General features: G+C 42.2%; 22 protein-coding genes. 18 read left to right on the forward strand and 4 right to left on the reverse strand.

The window, feature by feature from the left end:
* Positions 1-822 precede the first annotated feature (822 nt).
* The 15 genes from F0261_RS18725 to F0261_RS18795 all read left to right on the forward strand — a co-directional run bounded on the left by F0261_RS18725 (position 823) and on the right by F0261_RS18795 (position 9,695).
* Positions 823-1,176 carry a hypothetical protein gene (locus F0261_RS18725; protein WP_171338647.1) on the forward strand — a complete coding sequence of 118 codons (354 nt, stop codon included), beginning with the start codon at positions 823-825 and terminating at the stop codon, positions 1,174-1,176.
* Between the two features lie 101 nt (positions 1,177-1,277).
* Positions 1,278-1,688, forward strand: a complete 411-nt coding sequence (locus F0261_RS18730) for a thiol-disulfide oxidoreductase DCC family protein (RefSeq protein ID WP_014979459.1) — start codon at positions 1,278-1,280, stop codon at positions 1,686-1,688.
* A gap of 121 nt (positions 1,689-1,809) precedes the next feature.
* Positions 1,810-2,424, forward strand: a complete 615-nt coding sequence (locus F0261_RS18735; RefSeq protein ID WP_171338648.1) for a LysE family translocator — start codon at positions 1,810-1,812, stop codon at positions 2,422-2,424.
* Between the two features lie 172 nt (positions 2,425-2,596).
* Complete coding sequence (locus F0261_RS18740; RefSeq protein ID WP_171338649.1) at positions 2,597-2,833, forward strand: hypothetical protein; 237 nt, start codon at positions 2,597-2,599, stop codon at positions 2,831-2,833.
* A 116-nt stretch (positions 2,834-2,949) separates the two neighbouring features.
* Positions 2,950-3,309 carry an energy transducer TonB gene (locus F0261_RS18745; RefSeq protein WP_171338650.1) on the forward strand — a complete coding sequence of 120 codons (360 nt, stop codon included), beginning with the start codon at positions 2,950-2,952 and terminating at the stop codon, positions 3,307-3,309.
* A gap of 126 nt (positions 3,310-3,435) precedes the next feature.
* Positions 3,436-4,056 carry a hypothetical protein gene (locus tag F0261_RS18750; protein ID WP_014979463.1) on the forward strand — a complete coding sequence of 207 codons (621 nt, stop codon included), beginning with the start codon at positions 3,436-3,438 and terminating at the stop codon, positions 4,054-4,056.
* Between the two features lie 380 nt (positions 4,057-4,436).
* On the forward strand, positions 4,437-4,751 hold the full coding sequence (locus F0261_RS18755) for a hypothetical protein (RefSeq protein ID WP_171338651.1): 315 nt from the start codon (positions 4,437-4,439) through the stop codon (positions 4,749-4,751).
* Positions 4,752-4,892: 141 nt separating this feature from the next.
* A complete protein-coding gene (locus tag F0261_RS18760; RefSeq protein ID WP_014979466.1) occupies positions 4,893-5,252 on the forward strand; it encodes a hypothetical protein in 360 nt (119 codons plus the stop codon).
* A gap of 184 nt (positions 5,253-5,436) precedes the next feature.
* Positions 5,437-5,706 (forward strand): hypothetical protein, encoded by a 270-nt coding sequence (locus tag F0261_RS18765; protein ID WP_014979467.1) that lies wholly within the window; start codon positions 5,437-5,439, stop codon positions 5,704-5,706.
* 97 nt (positions 5,707-5,803) lie between these two features.
* Positions 5,804-6,118: a hypothetical protein gene (locus F0261_RS18770; protein ID WP_039236131.1), complete on the forward strand. Its 315-nt coding sequence runs from the start codon at positions 5,804-5,806 to the stop codon at positions 6,116-6,118.
* A gap of 301 nt (positions 6,119-6,419) precedes the next feature.
* Positions 6,420-6,872, forward strand: coding sequence for an MBOAT family O-acyltransferase (locus F0261_RS18775; protein ID WP_171338652.1), 453 nt, complete (start codon positions 6,420-6,422; stop codon positions 6,870-6,872).
* Positions 6,873-7,272: 400 nt separating this feature from the next.
* Entirely contained in the window at positions 7,273-8,127 is an 855-nt protein-coding gene (locus F0261_RS18780; RefSeq protein ID WP_171338653.1) for an acyl-CoA thioester hydrolase/BAAT C-terminal domain-containing protein, read from the forward strand.
* A gap of 26 nt (positions 8,128-8,153) precedes the next feature.
* Positions 8,154-8,522 carry an MmcQ/YjbR family DNA-binding protein gene (locus F0261_RS18785; RefSeq protein ID WP_171338654.1) on the forward strand — a complete coding sequence of 123 codons (369 nt, stop codon included), beginning with the start codon at positions 8,154-8,156 and terminating at the stop codon, positions 8,520-8,522.
* Positions 8,523-8,536: 14 nt separating this feature from the next.
* Entirely contained in the window at positions 8,537-8,914 is a 378-nt protein-coding gene (locus tag F0261_RS18790) for a DUF3703 domain-containing protein (protein WP_014979473.1), read from the forward strand.
* Entirely contained in the window at positions 8,904-9,695 is a 792-nt protein-coding gene (locus F0261_RS18795; protein WP_171338655.1) for a PhzF family phenazine biosynthesis protein, read from the forward strand. Before F0261_RS18790 ends, F0261_RS18795 begins: the two co-directional genes overlap by 11 nt.
* A 158-nt stretch (positions 9,696-9,853) precedes the next feature.
* Here F0261_RS18795 and ggt read toward each other — a convergent pair whose 3' ends face one another.
* Together ggt and F0261_RS18805 are read right to left on the reverse strand one after the other, a co-directional pair.
* Positions 9,854-11,611, reverse strand: a complete 1,758-nt coding sequence (ggt, locus tag F0261_RS18800; protein WP_014979475.1) for a gamma-glutamyltransferase — start codon at positions 11,609-11,611, stop codon at positions 9,854-9,856.
* 14 nt (positions 11,612-11,625) lie between these two features.
* Entirely contained in the window at positions 11,626-12,390 is a 765-nt protein-coding gene (locus F0261_RS18805) for an enoyl-CoA hydratase (protein WP_232306395.1), read from the reverse strand.
* A gap of 111 nt (positions 12,391-12,501) precedes the next feature.
* On the opposite strand from F0261_RS18805, the gene rrtA reads away from it, so the two are divergent.
* The gene (gene rrtA / locus F0261_RS18810; protein ID WP_014949713.1) at positions 12,502-13,086 is read left to right on the forward strand and encodes a rhombosortase; all 585 of its coding nucleotides are present in this window, start codon (positions 12,502-12,504) and stop codon (positions 13,084-13,086) included.
* Positions 13,087-13,278: 192 nt separating this feature from the next.
* On the opposite strand, the gene F0261_RS18815 is transcribed toward rrtA, so the two are convergent.
* On the reverse strand, positions 13,279-15,774 hold the full coding sequence (locus tag F0261_RS18815) for a prolyl oligopeptidase family serine peptidase (RefSeq protein ID WP_171338656.1): 2,496 nt from the start codon (positions 15,772-15,774) through the stop codon (positions 13,279-13,281).
* A gap of 177 nt (positions 15,775-15,951) precedes the next feature.
* On the opposite strand from F0261_RS18815, the gene F0261_RS18820 reads away from it, so the two are divergent.
* A complete protein-coding gene (locus F0261_RS18820; RefSeq protein ID WP_014979479.1) occupies positions 15,952-16,506 on the forward strand; it encodes a glutathione peroxidase in 555 nt (184 codons plus the stop codon).
* Between the two features lie 170 nt (positions 16,507-16,676).
* Here the strand turns inward: F0261_RS18820 and F0261_RS18825 are convergent, their stop codons facing one another.
* On the reverse strand, positions 16,677-17,279 hold the full coding sequence (locus F0261_RS18825; RefSeq protein WP_014949716.1) for an FMN-dependent NADH-azoreductase: 603 nt from the start codon (positions 17,277-17,279) through the stop codon (positions 16,677-16,679).
* 239 nt (positions 17,280-17,518) lie between these two features.
* On the opposite strand from F0261_RS18825, the gene F0261_RS18830 reads away from it, so the two are divergent.
* Positions 17,519-19,984, forward strand: a complete 2,466-nt coding sequence (locus tag F0261_RS18830) for a CHRD domain-containing protein (RefSeq protein WP_171338657.1) — start codon at positions 17,519-17,521, stop codon at positions 19,982-19,984.
* Positions 19,985-20,168: the final 184 nt, after the last annotated feature.

The raw sequence follows: 20,168 nt of genomic DNA on the forward strand, positions 1-20,168 counted from the left end.
TCGATGGGAAACGGACTTGGGCTGAGAAGAATCTAGCTCAAATCTAAACTGACAGCGACACCTGAAAAAACGGGTAACTGTCAGATCAAGTCTGAGCTAGTACACCTTATCTGAGTCTTGTGTGGCAATAGACCCGTGCCTCATCATAAACACGTATAAATGGAATTATTATGAAGCTAGTGCCCTACTCTAATTTAAAACCGAAGAACCTAGAAGTTCTTTTATTTGTGGCTCGTCTTCTAGCCTATCTTGGGTACTTTTTCTTTAGTCTCTCTTTGGTTTTGTTTTTAGCTGTCATATTTGACTATTTCTCCTTAAGTGATCCTGTTCATGTTAAAGGAAGTCTTGCTTTAAGCTACCAGCAAAGTTTATTCCACGGATTTATAGCAGGGTTCTTAAACATTGGTTTAGCTTTCCTTATGCTCATAATATCGAACCTCTGTGCTGCACTTGTTTCATGGGAAGCCTCCCTACCGAACACTAATCATAAGAGCACATGACAGACTATCTACTACACTCATAAAAATTGAAAACTAAAAGGAATTACGATGTTTTACTTTGAGGCTATTTTATTTATCTCATTCGTTTATTTCAGTGGTTTCGGATATAGAAAAAACAAGCGAAACATGATGTTGCTTGGTTCATTTTGTCTCTTTCTATCCTTGTCCGCTGAGCCCTTTGTTGAAGGCTTTAACACAGGTTTCACTGAAAGGTCGCAAGAAATAAAACAAAGTAAGAGTGCCGATTAGCCGGTCAGAGCAGCATGGCCATTATAGCCCTCGTGCAAGCTTTTTTATTGGAAGTTAACTACTAGAGAAAAGCATGGAAGAATTACCTTCTTTTATATTTAAAAATCTGTTCTTAATCTTATTAGCTGTATTTGCGCTAATTTCATTTATTTTTCATTATAAGTCTCGCAATAGAGAGCTTTTCGATGTCAACGGCGATCAGGTATTGATAAATCGAACCTCGAAACTTCGGTTTTCGTTTGTACACAGAACCGCGATTCGTATTGATAGCGTCGTAAAAGTAGAGGTTCATGGCAATCGATTAAGCCTCTTTCAAAGGAGCAATAACGCAATTGACATTTGGCTGCACGCTGAACATTTAGAGAGCGGAATCAATAAAGCGAAAAGCGTATTCAGCCATGCAGATTTTTCAAGCAAAGGTAGCTAACGAATTTACTATGTTGCTCACTTTTCCCTGGTTAAATAGATAAACGCTTGGCTTAGCAATACACTCTCTAAACTTCTGGCGGCTTTATGACGGGGTGTTCATTGGAAAATAAAGACTTAGTTATTTACGATGGTGTATGTAACTTCTGCAATGGGGCTGTTGCATTTATTTTGAAGCGGGACAAAGCGGAACGTTTTACCTTCTCACCGATGCAGTCAGAATATGCTCAAGAAGTTATTGAGCAGTATGAGGTCGATACAGTAGGTATTGATACATTTATGTTAGTAAAAAACGGACAATTGTTTCTCTGGTCAGACGCAGCGTTAGAAATCGCTAAAGATTTGTCTGGGCTTTGGTTTGTATTTGGCGTATTTAGAATTTTACCGCGTACCTTAAGAGACTTTTTCTACAAAACGTTTGCCCGTAATCGCATTAAACTGTTCGGTGGCACACAACAATGCCAAATACCCGATAAGAAAGTTCTAGAGAGGTTCAGAGGGTTCGCGAAGTAACGTACACAGCAATGGCTCCTTTACAGAATGCTACGCTTGAGTATTCATCCCTCGCATATGTTGTTACTTCGTGCTTATACTACTAACTGCGCTTTAACTTTTAAAGTATAGGAACTGTGGGATGATTTCTGTAGATTTTCTTGTTACGTCTCTTATTGTCGTACTTATTCCCGGCACGGAAGTTTTGTACACCGTTGCCACGGGGCTTTTTATTGAGAAGCGAGCAAGTTTTGTTGCAGCGCTAGGCTGCACTTTGGGAATTATTCCGGCTTTGCTTGCGAGTTCATTGGGTCTAGCCGCATTGTTCCACACAAGTGCAGTTGCGTTTCAGATTATTAAATACCTTGGCATTATCTATCTTTTTTATTTAGCTTGGCAAATGTGGAAAACGTCATCGCCACTCAATGTGAACAGCAAAGGCAGCCAGTCTACTTATCTAAACATTGCAATAAAGGGCTTTCTACTCAATATTTTAAACCCGAAGCTATCTATTTTCTTCTTGGCATTTATTCCGCAATTCGTACCCGCAAATCAAGATGGCGCACTCTCTCATATGCTCATTTTAGGTAGCATATTCATGGCCCTGACGTTTGCTGTTTTTGTTATATATGGTTTTTTATCGTGCAGTTTTAGTCTGTTCATTGTGAATTCGAAAAGAGCGACCATGAGCATGCAAAGATTATTTTCGGCCAGTTTTGCAGGCCTTGGACTTAAACTGGCATTTACCGAGCGGTGATGAGAATATGCAAACTTATCACTAATTGCTTATTTTGGCGTAAGAGTGTTGGCTATTTATCTCCATTCTGATTTTGGCCGAGGTATATATGCAGCTATTTAAAATGAATGAACTAGTGAAAAACAAAAAATTCACTGGTAGTCTTAAGGTTCAATTGAAATAAGGAAGTTCTATGAAAAGTTACACAAAGCTAACACTATCAACTATCGCCTTTGCACTTATCGTAAGCTTGCAATCATTTATTTTATATCAACAAAGTCAAGCTAATCAGACAGTTCAGCAAAAAGTAGACAAGCTTCAAAATCAAGTCGACCAAGCCAGCGAATCAAATCAAGAACTTCTTCAAAAAATAGAAAAGCTAGAAAGTAGTTTGGAACTTAAGCCTCGAAGCCTTCTTTCTATGAATTGATAGTCGCTTCACATAACTATTTCCTATATTTGCCGAAACGCATTCGCTCAGGGGATGTCGTTGCAGCCTTGTCGCCGCCTCCGCGGTTAAAAGATCTGGAGTAGAGTAATAACTTGATGAGATTATCTAAAATATCAGTGTTTTTTATTATGGGTGTGATAACGGGTTGCGCATCTGTCCCATTAAATGTTTATTACGATCACGAAGTAACGGCTCCAGCCATACCTTTTAAAAGAGTTAAACCCGATTATCCGCCATCTGCTGCTTCTAATAACATCAGTGGCTTTATTGTTGCTGATTTAGTAATAGCAGAGAATGGAACGGTAGAAGCAATCAATATTATTGAATCAGTACCTTCAGGTGTTTTTGATAAGAATGGTGAAAACGCCATCAAAAAATGGCAGTATAAGCCAGCCCGATTAAACGGAGAGCCGGTTAAACAATATACCAAAGTGAGACTTGACTGGAATATTTAATCAATATGTTGGGCTAATGCAGATGCCCTTAATTGGGCTATGTTTATTCTAGAAATCACGATAAAAGATCTGTTTCAACTTAGCACACGACTTATTACTAGCGTTTTATAAGAAAAGGAATTCAAAGTGTCTGGAGTACTATCAACAGGAAGTTTTATTTTGAACATATATTTTCCGCTGGTTTTTACTTTAATGGCGGTATTTTTTCTTTATATCGGCCTAAAAGTCATAGCCTCTAAGAAACCTTTGTTATTACCTTCTAAAGTGTTCTTTGTGTTTATGGTTATCGCGTTTTCCCCTCAACTAATTATGACAGTTGAAACTCAATTTTCTACCGGTGTTTTTAGTTTGTTATCTTTGATGTCCCCCATTATGTATGTTGTTCTTTTAGCATTTTTTTGGATTCAAATGAAAGGCTATATGGCAATAGGGATTTCTGACGACTCATTTAGAAATGCTCTACATTACGCACTGGACCAAAACCATATACAGTTTGAAGAGCAAGTTTCATTGATTAAACTCACAAATAGTAGTGCCGATCTTCTTGTGTCAGTTCAAAGCTGGGTTGGCACAGGACAACTAAAATTAAAACAATCGAAATATAACCACCTGTTGAATACGCTAGTTCCAAGTATCAATCAGTATTTTCAATCTCACTCTGTAAAAACCAATAGTACGACACCGGTCTTTTATATTTTAATCGGCTTAATTCTGTTGGTGCTTTCTGTTTTTTTCTATTCCTTTTAATAAAAAATTCCTAGAAGCGGCTTAGTAGTTACTAAGCGGTTCAACACTCAAGGAGAGTAATAGTGGATGTTGCTAATAGTAATTTCTTCAAAGTAGTGATTTTTATAATCTCGGTTTTGCTTTCTGGCTTGCTTTTAAAGTTAGCGGGGCTAGATGCAGCCCAAGCCAATATATTGTCACTGTCAACATTTTCAGTGCCCGTATTTATTATCTTTGGAATCTGCGTTAACTGGATGTACAACTCGGTTCGTTGGTTTAGCCTCCACTATTTTCAAAGGCCGACACATGAATAACCGTTTCACTGAATTTTATGATAGTGCCTCATTGTCTCAGTCGCTTACTGAAAGCGATAGCGCACAGTGAGTTAATGTAAGAGAACCATGATGAAACTAATACCCTACTCTAACTTAACGCCCAAAAACCTAGGCATACTACTATTGTTTGCGCGTTTGTTAGCCTATGCCGGCTACTTCTTGATAGGCATAGCGCTTTTAGCTTTCTTTTCTGAATTTTATGCTTATCTATTTCCAAGTGCACCGGTTGCAGGCCAAGGAGAAACTTATGAATCACATCCATATCAATTGGGAGTAATTGCTCTTTTTCTCGCTATAGTTGTGTTGGTCGTATCTGCTCTATTTGCTGCATTTGTTTCCTGGGAGGCTTCACTTTCCCACCCAAATGACCGCGATACATAAGCTGTGAGATGTCATTATATACAGCAAGATTCAATACAACTGACAACAGCAAGAAAGCTGACACTTTGTGCTAAGCTTAAGCTTGAAACTAGGCGAAGTTGAAAATATTTAATCGATAGAGTCTTAAAGGTGGTTAATTTAATGGGTAATCCGGACGAGATATTCCAACAGCTAAAAAAGATACTGACCCCATATGCCAGCGAAATGGATGTAGTTACAGATACACCCGATAATTATTATCTGAACACGCACCACGTAATGAAAAACAAGAAGTCCATGTATTTTGGCTCAGTAAAAATAAGTAAGAATTATATTAGCTTCCACCTCATGCCTGTTTACGTGTTTCCGGATTTGCTTGAAACTATTACCCCAGAGCTTAAAAAGCGAATGCAGGGTAAGTCATGCTTTAATTTTAAAACTGAAGATACCAAACTTTTTCAACAACTCAAGGCGCTAACTCAAGCAGGCTATGAGAAATATGAAGATACAGGTTACTTATAGTTTTATATCGTCGTATAACACATCGTTGAGAATTGCTTGTAAATAGCGAGCATAAATGTCGACGGGAATTGTTTTTTTAAAAGAACTGCTGTTAGACCTGCCAGCTGTAACAAAGTCCAAAGCCTGGCTTAGCTAAAATCTTACGAAAAAACTCAGTTTTCTCTACAATACACAAGGAAGAATTATGATAAAAAATGAAATACCAGCTAGGATTATCCTAACTTTCTTTACTATATTGCCAATTTATTTGGCAGTTGGCTATTTTCAATCAGACAAGCCATTTGTTGCTGTCTCTATGCTTCTTATCTCAGTACTGTTTTTAATTACTCAGGTGAACATCAATCGATTTTTGACATCGGAGAAGAAGCCAAAACCCAAATTAATGGCTTTGCAAATATTTATCTCTGTAATATCGTTAGCGCTACTGGCAGCAAAACTATTAGGTTACACCTGATGCCATCCAATATGTACGTAAGCTAATACTCAGTTTGTTTAAACAATTTTAAACGAACTATATATCTAGTCTTTTCACAGTTTTTAAAAGGATTTTCATGAAGTTTTACCCGCACTCGAAGATTAAGACGGATAACCTTCCTACCCTACTTTTCGCAGCAAGAGCCACGAGTGCTCTTGGCTATATCTTTTCACTAGTGACTATTTTACTTTGGATTTCTAGTATTTTCCTTGGGCAAAGAACTATGTATGGCGATCCAAATAGCCCAGTTCTTTCAGTGTCTTGGGATGGCGCGAGAGGTTTAGCGTGGCTTTTTAGTGCAGGTACAGTGTCTACCGCCCTGTTTTGTTTTATCGTCGGCGGATTGTGTGCAGCAGTTGTTTCTTTTGAATATAAATACACTAAGTCGTAAGCCCAAAAATACGAGTACATATTACGAGAAAAGTACCAACCACTTTGCCTGCTATTTTACTACTAGGGCTGCTGTCTGGTTGCACTGCACTTGATGTTGAGCCCTGGACTGCTGACGAGGTTCTTAGCGACGTGATTTCATCAACAATTACTGGAAATAGAGTGTCTAGTGGTAACCGATCAAAGTGCAATCAAATAAAAATGCAATGCCCAGCATTGGATTACAGTGAAAGGTATGTAAATGGTGAAATCAGATGTTCGTGTAGAAGTTAATTAAAATAGCGAACGGAATAGAGATTATAATGCAAAATTTGTTAACGCTTTCAAAGTACGTTAAGCAACGAAACGGTGTGCCTTTGGGAGCGAAGCGTTCAATGAGAAATATGCTGTACCGCTCCTTTGGCGCAAGATCTTTCGCTCAATTTTGGCGACATTGGAATCCGATATGGAGCTATTACTTATCTCGCAATGTGATGAGGCCACTTAATGCCTTTCTGCCAACCTCCTTGTCTGTTTTGATCACATTTTTGATTAGCGGGGCGCTTCATGACCTCGCCGTCTCAGTGGTTAAATGGAAAGCTATTGTCTTTTTTACACCTTGGTTTGGCATTATGGGCACAATTGTTATTGCGTTTAGTGCATTGGGTATTTCTTACGATAAATTCAGATGGATTATAAGAGCAACCTTCAACTTTCTAACCATCCTTTGCTCTCTAGGTATCGCTTATTTAGTAGAAAGCATGTATTTTTTGTAATCAAAAGCGCAAAGATACGTCCCTTCTCAGGCTTTAAAATTTAAGATTATGGGCTCGTAAAGTGGTGTAAACCTAAGTTTTAGAAAACATCGAAGGAATGACAATGCCTCTTAAGAAATGGACCTTACAATACTTAGTAGCTCTCCCCCTGTTATGCGCTATTTTTGCTAGCGTTCAGTACTTCAAGGGGCAATCTACCCTTTATTCGCTGGAATTCGGAGCCACTTGGGCTTTCATTTCCATCTTTATCTTTGCAGTCCGCCGTGCTTACAACTTTAAAAGGCGGATTCACTGCGATATATGCAACGATCTACCGTCTCACAACAAAATTAAGTAATCGAGCTTTTAGGCGGTGTTTCCTACTAAACCTTTTATCTTAAGTTAATCAAACGGGTATTAAATGAACACACAAACCGTGCTTTTTTGTTTCCTCTTTTTCTTACTTGTATCAATGCAATGCGAAGCCTCAACGCGGACACTAAAATTTGAAGAAGATGGCTTAGCGGCCACCTACTACCCATCGGGTTCTAATGAGAGAAAAATGGGCGTTTTAGTGCTTGGAGGATCCGAGGGAGGCGTGCCAGAAAAGCTCGCTAGTCCAATCGTTGAAGCGGGATTCCCTACCCTAGCTTTAGCTTATTTTAAGGAAGAAGGCTTACCACCAGAGTTAGAGAGAATACCTCTTGAATATGTAATTCAGGCTATGTCGTGGTTAAAATCACAACCCGACACCATGCCGGACAACATCGTTGTAGTTGGCTGGTCGAAAGGCGCTGAACTGTCACTTCTTCTAGCGTCAAAAGAACCAAGTATTTCAAATGTGGTTGCTATTGCGCCTAGCTCTGTTGTTTGGGCAGGTATTTTGAAAGATTGGAGTAAAGTGCCTGGTTCCAGCTGGACTTACGACGGGCAAGACTTAGCGTTTGTTCCTTTCAACCCGTCGGGTGAAGTTAATGGTTTGCTAGATCTCTATACGCAATCTTTAGAAAATCGAGCAGACAACGGTAAAGCTAATATTCCTGTACAGAAAATCAGCGCCGATGTTGTGTTAATGACTGGCGAAAACGATGAAATTTGGCCCTCGCCTACTATGGCTGAAACAGTTTGTGAAAAAATGAATGCGCGCACTAAACATAAGTGTAAGCACATAAACTATCGAGGGGCAGACCACTTGCTTAACTACGAGTTCTTAAAAGAGGGTAGCGATATGAACCAAACGTTTATTAAGATGCTTACTAATCACAATAACCACTAGTCAGTGTCTTTAATAAATAGAATCATATGACCATTGATGAATTCAATCACTATTGCAAAGCACTCCCCCACACTACTTATGTCGTTCAGTGGGGAAATTCAGAAGTATGGAAAGTAGGTGGTAAAGTCTTTGCTATAGGGAGCATTGGCAAGGAAGGGCACCCTGCTTTTACCTTTAAAACGTCTGAGCAAAACTATTATTTTCTGGAAGAGAAGCCTGGCTATCGGCCTGCTCCCTATCTTGCTAGTCGTGGAATGAAGTGGATACAGCAGTACAATTGCGACAGTAACGAAGATGAGGAATTAGAATATTATTTAAGCGCGTCGTTTAAGCTAGTATCGTTAGGGCTAACCAAGAAAATGCAAAAAGAGCTTGGTTTAAATCAACCTCAATAGAAGGTGCTTACACTATGTTGAAAGCAAAAATCTTTACGCGAAACATCCGCCCTTACGTTGAAGATGAGTTGGCATTAGCCCGCAATGAGCAAAATTACGGAAATAAGGCTGAAGCCTTCGCTCATTTAGAAAATGCCCACGTTCTTGGTCAAGCCTCTACAAGACTACACGTTAAAGTACACGTTCAAATGCTTTTATGGGCAGTGAAACAAGGCAATATTGGTGAGTTTTTTGGTCAACTTTTCAGAATTGCGGGCGCTGCCACAAAAACTGTTTTTGGGCTAGTACCTCATGGAAATACAGGTGGCGCTAACGTTAGCCCATTTAAGGCAATGCCAATTAAACCAAACTTAAATACGATCATAAAAAAAGCGCGTTCTAATGAAAATTAAAATTAACGTTGTCGACGCATTTACCAATGTAAGGTTTAAGGGCAATCCTGCTGCAGTAGTTATAACGGGAAAATGGCTTAGCGATGAAAAAATGCAAGAAATCGCTGCAGAAAATAACCTTTCTGAAACTGCTTTTTTAGTTGAAGATGATAACGGTATATTCGCTATCCGCTGGTTTTCCCCCATGACGGAAATCGACTTCTGTGGCCACGCAACGCTGGCATCCGCGTTCGTAATCTTTAGCGAAAATTACCAATTACCGCACATTTCTCTATTCGCCAAGTCGGTTGGTACGATGAAAGTCGTTAAGAAAGACGACGGATTCATTCAAATGGATTTCCCTAATAGAATGCCCCACCCAGTCAACGATGTGCCTGAAGCGTTACTACAAGGGCTTTCTATCAAGCCCAAAAGCATTTTAAAAAATAACCAAGCTTATTTTGCTGTTTATTCTGACGAAGACGACGTTTTAAGCGTAATTCAAGACAGCGAACAACTAAAAACACTAGCGCCTTATGATGTGGTAGTGACAGCGCCTGGTACGCAATTTGACTTCGTATCCCGTTACTTCTGGCCTGCGAACGGCGGTGATGAAGACCCAGTTACCGGTTCAATCCACACTGGGCTAGCGCCTTATTGGGGAAAAGTATTTGGACGAACAAAACTTGTGGCTTATCAGGCATCCAAACGAGGCGGCACATTAAAATGTGAGGTGGCAGGCGACCGCGTGCTTATTTCTGGCCAAGCGGTGTCTTACCTTGAAGGTTACATTAATATTTGATGGTTGATTGCTTTACACGAACTAATCGATAAAAGAGAACTCTTCTCTCGAGTGTTTCTGCCCGCCTCAAACACAAAAAAGCGGAAGATATCTAATCTTCCGCTTTCACTCGCAAACAGCGCATTGCTGCATCTAGTTTTAACTAGGCAAACGCCAAATTAGCGCCCTACTGCAATGCCTTCTCTGCGAGGGTCTGCGCCGCCAATTAATTTACCTGATTTAAACTGAATGCCATGAAGACCGCTGTTTAAATCCACTACTTTGACGTTATGGCCGAGTGCCTTTAACGGCTCTTCAAGCTCAGCTATTGGTGTGCCCTTCTCTAACGCAGTGTAGTCGTTTCGATTAGTGATTTTAGGAAGATTGATGGCCTGCTGAATATCCAAGCCAAAGTCTAAAACTCCAATTAGGGTTTGAGCGACGTAGCTTACAATTCTAGAGCCGCCCGGCGAGCCTACAACAACCTCTAAGTTCCCTTCTTTGTCGAACACCATTGTTGGGCTCATAGCACTTCTAGGGCGTTTACCAGGCTCTACGCGATTTGGTACTGGAAAACGGTTTTTGGTTGGCGAAAATGAAAAGTCGGTAAGCTGATTATTAAGCAGGAAGCCTTCTACCATAATCCCAGAACCAAACATAAATTCAATGCTGGTAGTCATTGATACTGCATTGCCCTCTTTGTCTACTATAGAAACGTGAGAGGTGTTAGGCAGCTCCATTGACGTACCAAGTGCTACATTCGCATCGGCGTAAGGATTACCCGCGCGTTTGCGGCGCCACTCTTTATCAACAGCAATACTCTCGGCACGGCGCTGAAGATAAGCGGTATTAATCATGGCCGCAAACGGCAAGTTAGTAAAATCGCTATCCGCTATAAACTTCTCACGATCGGCATATGAAAGCGCACTCGCTTGTGTATACAGGTTGGCAAACTCTACTGAATCCGGTGCGTATTGACTAAGGTTAAAACCTTCTAACATTTTTAGAATTTGATAAACGTTTACGCCTCCTGAGCTAGGTGGTGCCATACCGCAAATGCGCTTCTCGTGATATAGCCCACATACGGGTTCACGTTTTACTGGTTCATAGCTTGCTAAATCTTCCAACGACATTTGGCCAGGGTTAATCTCCGCATTATTAACCGCTTCCACTATTTTTTCGGCAACGTCGCCTTTCAGTAAATAATCGCTGCCTTTTTCAGCAATACCTCTTAAGGTTTTAGCCAGCTTCTTATTTTTCTTTACTGTGCCTTCTTTCAACGGCAGGCCTGCCGGGAAGAAGTAAGTAGAGCTTGCAGGAAAAGTTTTCAGGCCAGGGTGATAGTCTAATGCAACAAGTTTGGCTAAACGCGGCGATACTTTAAAGCCGTCTTCAGCTGTTTTGATTGTATCGTCGAACAGCGTATTCCAAGGCAGCTTGCCGAACTCGCCCTGAGCCATTTCTAGTGCTTTTACTGCTCCAGGCACGCCAACTGACTTACCGCCTACTACGGCATCTAACCAGCGCATTGGCTTATTACCTTCAATAAACCAATGAGAATTGACAGCTTTCGGTGCTGTTTCACGGCCGTCAAAGGTGTGAAGTACTTTGTTCTTATTATCCCAATAAAGGATAAACGCACCACCACCAATACCTGACGATTGTGGTTCAACCAGCGAAAGCATCGATTGTACAGCCACCGCTGCGTCAATGGCGCTTCCGCCCTTTTCTAAAATATTCTTTCCCGCCCAAGACGCATAGGGATTTGCCGCTACAACCATATAATCTTCGGCTTCAAATGCCTTTTTCTCTATGTAGCCTGTTGCCGCTTCTGGTTCTCCGACTTCACGTGTTTGTTTCGCGTTCGCACCAAAAATAAAACAGCTAGATAATGCAAGAGTTACCACTGAAGCTCTGAAAAAAGCACTGCGTCTCAAAATAATACTTCCTCTTATTTAAATTTTTCGGGGTTTATTGGGCGTTTTTTAAGAAACGCATCAAACGCTTCTTGAGCTGCGGTTGTGCCCAACGCTTCTAAAAATATATCAAACTCTTCGTTCATTTGTTGGTTTGTTCGCTCTCCGTCACCTTTTAATAGCGCTTTTGTTTGTTTAAGCGAAAATGAAGGCTTGGCGACGAGTTTCTCTACCGTAGTTTGAACCGTTTGATCTATTTCGTGAGCGTCGACAATTTTTGTCAGAATACCAAATTGATAGGCATCAGCAGAGGTAAAGGGTTCGCCCAGCATTAGCCACTCTGCCGCCTTTATATGACCCGCAACCTTAGGCAAAAGATAACTTGATGCATATTCAGGAACAAGCCCTAAGTTGATGAATGGTAGAACAAATCGGGTATCTGGAGTGGCGTAAACAAAATCGCAATGAAGTAAAAGCGTTGTGCCTATGCCCACTGCTAATCCGTGAACTTGTGCAATAACCGGTAAATTACATGCAGCCAAAGCTCGCATAAAGGCAGCTGTTTCTGGCACCTGAGCGTGATCTTGTTGCTGTACGAAGTCTCCAATGTCATTTCCTGCAGTAAAACAATCGCCCGCGCCTTTAATAACCACCACTTTGGTTGAGCCATCGTTCTTAACACCTAATATGGCATTCGCCATTTCTTGATACATGTCGCGTGTTAACGCATTTTTCTTATCGGTTCGGTTAAGTGTAATGGTTAAGCATTGCTGATTTGTTTCGGTAATAATGTAAGACATAATTACTCCTTTACTGTCGTCTTTTTGTTTTGGGCGTACTTCAGTTTTCACCCTGTAGGCAATTTCTGTATCATAGCCAGCAAATTCTAATTTCAAAAATAACTAACACTGATGATGTCACTGCCGTTTTCGCTTAAGTATAGCGCTGGTCCTTTATTTATTGCGCTATGCTCCGTTGTCGCGTTTTTCTTTGAGCCTATGTCTGGCAATTATTTGGCTTACGACAGGTACGCCATTCAAGGTCTAGAAACTTGGCGAATAGTCAGCGGAAATATTGTTCATACCAATGGCTACCACCTACTTTTAAATTTAGCAGGTCTGGCGCTATTGTGGGCCCTACACGGTGAACATTATCGCATTGGTTTGTATTTAAAAGTTTTTGTATGGTGCTGCTTAGGAACCAGTGTCGGGCTTTATTTCTTCTCTCCAGATCTAATATGGTACGCGGGTTTGTCTGGCGCATTACACGGTATTTTCGCATGGGGCGCCTGTGTTGATATAAAAGAGAAGATGAAGTCGGGTTGGTTACTACTTATTGGGTTAGCGATTAAAGTGGGATACGAGCAAATAGACGGTAGTAGTGAACAAGTTGCAAACCTGATTGACGCAAAGGTTGCCGTAGACGCGCATTTATTCGGTGCGCTTACGGGTATCGCAATCTTTTTACTTATGTTTATTACGGCGAAAAGAAAATAGAAACTCGAGCGATATAGCGTCACTCTTTTTGCGCATTTTAATTCGTTAAAACAGATAAAATGTGCTGAAGCAAAAAATGAAGATTAAAAAAAGGCCCGAATTCATTGAATTTGGGCCTTTTTCTGTATGCCTATTACTTTGTGAACAACCCAGCGCCTCTTAGATGCTGGGCGATTCAAGTAAAGGCTTTGCTTATAAGTTTTCTTCGAATAGCTTGTAAATACGGCGGTATTCATCAAGCCAAGAGCTTGGCTGCACAAAGCCATGTGGCTCTACCGGATAAATGGCTGTTTCAAAATCTTCTTTCTCAAGCTCGATAAGACGCTGTACTAATCGCACGGTGTCGTGGAAAAACACATTGTCATCAACCATTGGCGCATTGATAAGCAAAGGCTTTTCTAGTCCATCGGCAAAATAAATCGGCGAGCTACGCTCAAACGCGATGGGATCGATATCAGGCGTATTCAAAATATTAGCCGTATATGGCGTGTTGTAATGGGCCCAATCGGTTACCGGACGAAGTGCTGCACCTGCCGCAAACAGATCTGGCGCGGTAAACATAGACATAAAGGTTAAGAAGCCGCCGTATGAGCCTCCGTATGTGCCAATACGCTCACGATCTACATTTGCATTTTCAACAAGCCAGTTAACACCATCACGCAAATCTTGCACTTCAGGCGTACCCATTTGACGATAAATAGCGGTTCGCCAATCACGTCCGTAGCCAGCACTAGCGCGATAGTCCATATCTAGTACGACATAGCCTTGCTGCACGAGCATGCTATGGAACATGTATTCTCGGAAGTAACCAGACCACCCCATGTGGGCGTTTTGCAAGTAGCCTGCACCGTGATTAAACACTACCGCTTTATTTGGTGCCGTCTTGTCGTAATTCTCCGGTAAATATACTCGTGCGTAAATAGGTGCATCGGTATGCGACGATTCAATAGCAACGATGTTAGGCACCGCCCATGGAAGTGCATTAAAATCTGCACTGGTGCTTTGCGTGATTTGCTTTGCCGCTGTTGTTTCGTTTGCTGGCTTAACGTAAAGCTCTTGTGGCTGATTCACCTTGCTATGGCTTAGCAGCAAATTTTTACCATCAGGGCTAAGTGAATAGTCTGTCATACCATTCAAATCAGTCATGGTATCGATGGTATTATCACTTAAATCTGCACGATAAACTTCGTAAAGCCCCGGGTGCTCCATGTTAGCTTTAAAGTAGATATAATTGTCATCACTAGAAAGCGTTAAATCGTCAACAATAAAACGGCCGCTGGTTAGCGCGACAGGTTTCTCGCCAGGCTTTTGAACGTATAAGTGAGAGTAACCAGTATGCTCAGACTGATAGTAAAGTGTTTCGCTGTCATTTAGCCAATCAAATGCGTTGAAACGGTAGTTTACCCACGCATCGTCATGAAGCCTATGTTGGTTTTCTAGCGTTTTATTCGCTAAGTCGACCGTTGCAATCCAGCGGTCTTTGTTGTCCCACGCTTCTAGCATAACGGCAACAGCGTTACCGTTTTTGTGCCAGCGAATCGAAGGCTTAGTCCAATACCAGCTTTGCAGTAAGGTAATGTCGCGCGGCAAACGATTAACTTCATAGGTCTCGCCATTGGCTTTCGCGTTTTCTTCTTTTACGTCTGCGAGTACGTCGTCATTGTACCCAGGCAAATTAAAGTATTTAAGTTCACTCTTCTCGCCTGTTTTCAAATTAAGCAGCCACAGTTCATGGTTTACCGATTCTGCATCTGCAACACGTTGGCGTACGGGTTTCGCGGCAATACGGCTGTCTTCTTGAATATAATGCGGCATGATGTCGCTGTCATCACGAGTCGGCTTACTTTCCGTGGTGGCGACTACCGCGAAGTTACCCGCAGGTGATACGCTAATACCCGCTAGTCGATGCGACTTATCAAAGTAAAACGGCGTAGGTGCTACACTGCTGTTTTCTTTGGCCAACGCTTTTTGAGCGTCGTCTTTTTCTTGTCTGTTTTTGCGCTGTAGTTTGATGTATTCCACCAGCGACTGTTGCTGCTCGGCAATATAATCTTTAGGCGGCTCAACCGCTTTGGGTTCGTCGCTAAACTCCCAGCTCAATAATTCTTCGCGGGTGCCGTTAGATAGGTCTATAGCAATAAATTTGTTACCGCTTAACGCCATTAAGCGGCCATCAGTCATAAATGAAAGCGTTGACAGCGCATTCCCGCCACGCGCGATACGCACGGTTTCGCCGTTGGTAAATTGCACATAAACACTGTCTTCAAATGAATAAGCAATTACACCATCATTTCTTACTACACGTTCGTCAAAACGATACTTGTGTAAATCTGATAATGGCGCTTTTACGGCATTGGCAGGGTTTGTGAGTTCAGCAACATAAACATCTGTTAACGCGCTATTCTGTCTTTCTTTTTCAAAAACAATTTTATCGCCATTGACCGACCACCCCATACCTTCGGGTAGCGCGCCCATCCATTGAGGGTGTGACATTATTTGCTTTAAAGTAATTTCACCATTTTTTGCGCTGTTCTGAGGCGCGACATCGGGTGTAACGGTTTGCTGGACAGTGGCAGCAGGAAGCGATGTAGACGCTGCTTGGCTAGATGGTTCGTTAGTAGTGCTTGCACATCCGCCCAACGCAAAAGTAACGCTAGCCGCGATGAGTAAAGAAGAGTATTTTTTCATTATTTTAAGTCGTTGTTATGTAAAAAACGTTAACATTATACGCAGAGCAGTTACTAATGCGCTAACGTTCATCGATTGAGATAGTGAACCAAACGTAAACCATCTGCGTTTATGGTTGTGAAACTGGTCTGTCGGCCTGAACAAAATAACAAAAATTCACTGATGAGGTAAAACACTATGAAAGCGAAAGATTTTGTACCTGCGTTGCTTGCGCTCAGCTTTTTCACGACTCCTTGCTTTGCGAGCGAGTGCCCCAGCGTACTAAAGTTCATGAAGCGTAAGCTCAACTCACAAGAAACGGTGAATTTGTGTAACGAATATGCCGGAAAGACCCTTTTAGTGGTTAACACAGCCAGCTATTGCGGCTACACGCCACAATTTGAAGGTTTAGAAGCGCTATACAGCGACTATAAAGATAAGGACTTTGTCGTACTTGGTTTCCCTTCTCATGACTTCAACCAAGAAGACAGCGATGAAGGCAAAACGGCAGAACTGTGTGAATTGACTTATGGCGTAAAGTTTCCGATGTTTGAACCGATATCGGTAAAAGGTGAAGACGCCGACCCTATGTATAGAATGCTAAAAACCGCCACCGGCAAAGCGCCATCATGGAACTTTAATAAGTACCTTATTGACAGCTCCGGTAAGCAAATAACCCACTACCCTAGTTCAACAAAGCCCACTGATCCGGCTTTTATCGCTGACATAGAGGCACTCCTCAAAAGCGAATAGCACCGCGAATATCAACGCTGCCTATAGGTCACACCAAACAAGAAACTAAAAGCCGCGCATAAAAAAGCCCCGCGTAACACGCGGGGCAATCAAGCACACTCAACTTGGAACACACTTTTAGCTGAAAACATACTTCCTACGTTTTAGCTAACTGCATTAATTTAGTGTGTTTAGTTGTTGGTTAGTTCAATAATTTTTTCGCTTGCTTCAGAAAAAGCCTTGTTTGCTTGCTCTTCGCCCATGTTAAGCCCTTCAGCGTAAACGAATTTTACGTCACTGATACCAACAAAATTTAAAAAGTGTTTTAAATACGGCGTTTGCGTATCAAAGTCTGAACCTGCATACACACCACCACGCGCGGCAAAAACAGTCGCTGATTTATTTTCTAGCAATCCGACAGGACCTGTCTCGGTATACTTAAATGTTATACCGGCTCTTGCAATACGGTCGAAGTAAGCTTTTAAGCTCGATGGGATGCCAAAGTTGTACATTGGCACGGCTAGCACAATTTCGTCAGCCGCTTTTACTGCTTCAACAATGTCATCAGAGACTTTTGCCAATGCCTGTTGTGATTCATTTCGCTCAGACGCCTCAGTCATCCACGCCTGCATTTCTTCACCTGTTAAATGAGGCAGTGCCAGAGAGGCAACATCCACGCGGTTAATGTGCACAGAACCGTCATTCTCAATTTTTGAAAGGTACTCGTTTGCAAGCTTTGAGGAATTACCTTGGTTGCCATTTAGGCTGGAAAATATAGCCAGTACTTTTTTCATGCCGAACTCCAATATTCGTTGTTTCGATAATATATGGCTATATTACGGCAATCGTGTTGGATGAAAATATCAAAAACATGAAGGCTTCGTTCTATTTTGTAGAACAAACTGCCAGGGAAAAGAATAAATGTGAAATTATTGAAAACATTACATTACGTTAATGTTGCAAGGAGGTTGATCTTCTCTTATTTGCTCAGCGTAATCGAGTTTGCCACAACACAATTAAGAGGATACAAAATATGAGAAGGACCAAAGCGCTCCTTGCATGTTCAATATTACCACTGTTTTTAATTGGCTGCTCGGATGACGACGACGATGTCGTACAAGAGCCCACACCCGCCCCAGAATACGCAAACGTTCGAGTTGTTCACGCAGCATCAGACGCACCAATGGTAAATATCACTGCTAATGACGCCATACTCAACGATCTTGAAAACGTTGATTACCAAGTTGCTTCATCTCGCTTCGAAGTCGAGACAGGCATGTACGATATTGGTGTTACAGGTATTCTTCCAGGTGAAAACGCTGAAGTGCTGCAAGCTGACGTTACTTTAGAAGCTGACATGAACTACGATATTTTTGCCGTAGGTAATGTTGGCGATGAGTCGTTATCGCTTTTAACAGTGACCAGTATGGAAACCGCAGTTGACGCTGGTAATGCTCAAGTACAGATTGTACATGCAGCATCAATGGCACCTATGGTTGATATTTATGTTACGGCACCAGATACAGATATCACTGCCGAGCAGCCGCTTGTTACTGCTGAATTTACTGACGCGACAGATTTGATTCAAGTACCCGCGGGCGATTATCAAATTCGTATTACACCGGCCGGTGAGACAACGGTTGTATACGACTCTGGTACGGTAAACCTTGCAGACGGTGCCGATTTGCTTATCGCTGCTACTAATAACGTAGGTACAGGCGATTCACCAGTAACATTACTGGCCGCGGACGGTGATGGAAGCTTCAAGATATGGGATGCAGAAGCAGGTGCTGCTATCCGCGTTGTGCACGGTATCAGCGACGCACCAGCGGTTGATGTTGTAGCAAATAACGAAATAGTATTGGTGGACGGAATACAGTTCCCGCGCACCACAGACTATTTGTCTGTTGCAGCCGGTGACTATCTTATTGACGTTGTAGCCGATAGCGACAACAGTGTTGTGGCAATTGATGATGCTGAGTTGACGCTAGAAGTAGGCATGTCTTATACCGCTATCGCAAACAACGTTTTGGCAGCACCAGAACTTGATGTGCTTGTTGATATGCCCCGCTCCGTAGCGACAGAAGCGAAAGTGCGTATTGTACATGCTTCACCTTCAGCGGGTAACGTCGATATTTACGTAACCGCAGATGGCGAAATTGATGCGGTCGACCCGGCATTTGCCGATATTGCCTATGAGACTGGAGAGCTTGTTGAAACAGGTTACGTAAGTCTTGCAGAAGGTGACTACGTAGTTACGGTTACACCAACAGGCACCAAAACAGTAGCGATCGAAACCGGCGTTTTAACGCTTGAGAATGGTGAGATTTACACTGCTATCGCACTAGATGGCGCGATGGAAGGTGATTTACCTCAATTAGCGTTGCTTGATGGCCTAGCACCACCTCCACCAGCTTTTAATGCTGACATGACTTACAATGTAAGCTTAAGTGGTTCACAAGAAGTGCCTGCCGTTACTACTATGTCTATGGCAACTGCAGTGGTCGAAATTGACGAAGACTTACCTGCGTTTAGCGTAAGTGTTGACGTGTCAGGTTTAACGGATGTTACTGGTGTACACGTACACGATGGCGGCATTGGTATGAATGGTCCGGTTGCTTTCCCACTGACTGATGCTGGTAATGGTACTTATGTTCTCGCTGAAACTAATATTTCACCTAGCAACTTAGACGCGCTGACTAGCGGTGAGTGGTATTTAAATGTTCACACTACCGCTAACCCTAATGGCGAAGTGCGTGGTCAGATTGTTCCCGACACAACTGCGGTAGTAACATTCTCACTAAGCGGCAGCCAAGAGGTACCAGCAGTTGACACTATGGCAATGGGGTCTGGCTATGCGCTATTCGACACCACAAACAACAACGTTTCTCTTGTGGCGGTAACCACTATTGAAAATGCGACTATGGCGCACATTCATACTGGGTTTGCTGGTGAAAATGGTGACGTACTTGTAGGACTTGTGGAAAGTGAAAGCACCGCTGGCGTTTGGATGACAGACGGAAGCATAGCACTAGATGAAGCCACAGCTACGCAACTACTGGCAGGTGGTCATTATGTGAATGTGCATACAGCAGCTAATACTGGTGGTGAAATTCGCGGCCAAATCACACCTGATAATATTGAAGTGTACGGCATCATTGCCAACGGCCTACAAGAAGTGCCTGCAGTAACTACAACAGCAAGCGGCGCTGGTGCATTTACTTTGAATACATCTACAGGTGCACTGTCAGGCAGCGTAACCATTACCGGTATGACAGCAAACATGGCTCACATTCACGAGGGTGAAATGGGCGTAAATGGTGATGTTCTAATTGGACTTACTGCCGGAACCAGCGGTATGTGGTCTGTGCCAGCTAATACTACGTTAACCGCTGAGCAAATGGGTGTTATGGCAAACGGAGGTCTTTACACTAACTTCCACTCAGATGCATTCCCAAGCGGTGAAATTCGTGGACAAATTACGCTAGGTTTTGACTAGTCAAAAATAGCTAAACCCATTGTGTTTCAATTATATTGAGACCCAATGAACCTAAAATAAAAAAAGGGGCAAACGCCCCTTCAGACTGTTGAAAAAGCCCTAGACGAAAGTCTGGGGCTTTGATCTAATAGGCATAGTGAAATTCGGAGTGTTCACCATGCTAACCCCAAAGTCCCCACAACAA

The organism is Alteromonas sp. 07-89-2 (genome assembly GCF_013113925.1).
Lineage (GTDB): Bacteria > Pseudomonadota > Gammaproteobacteria > Enterobacterales > Alteromonadaceae > Alteromonas > Alteromonas macleodii.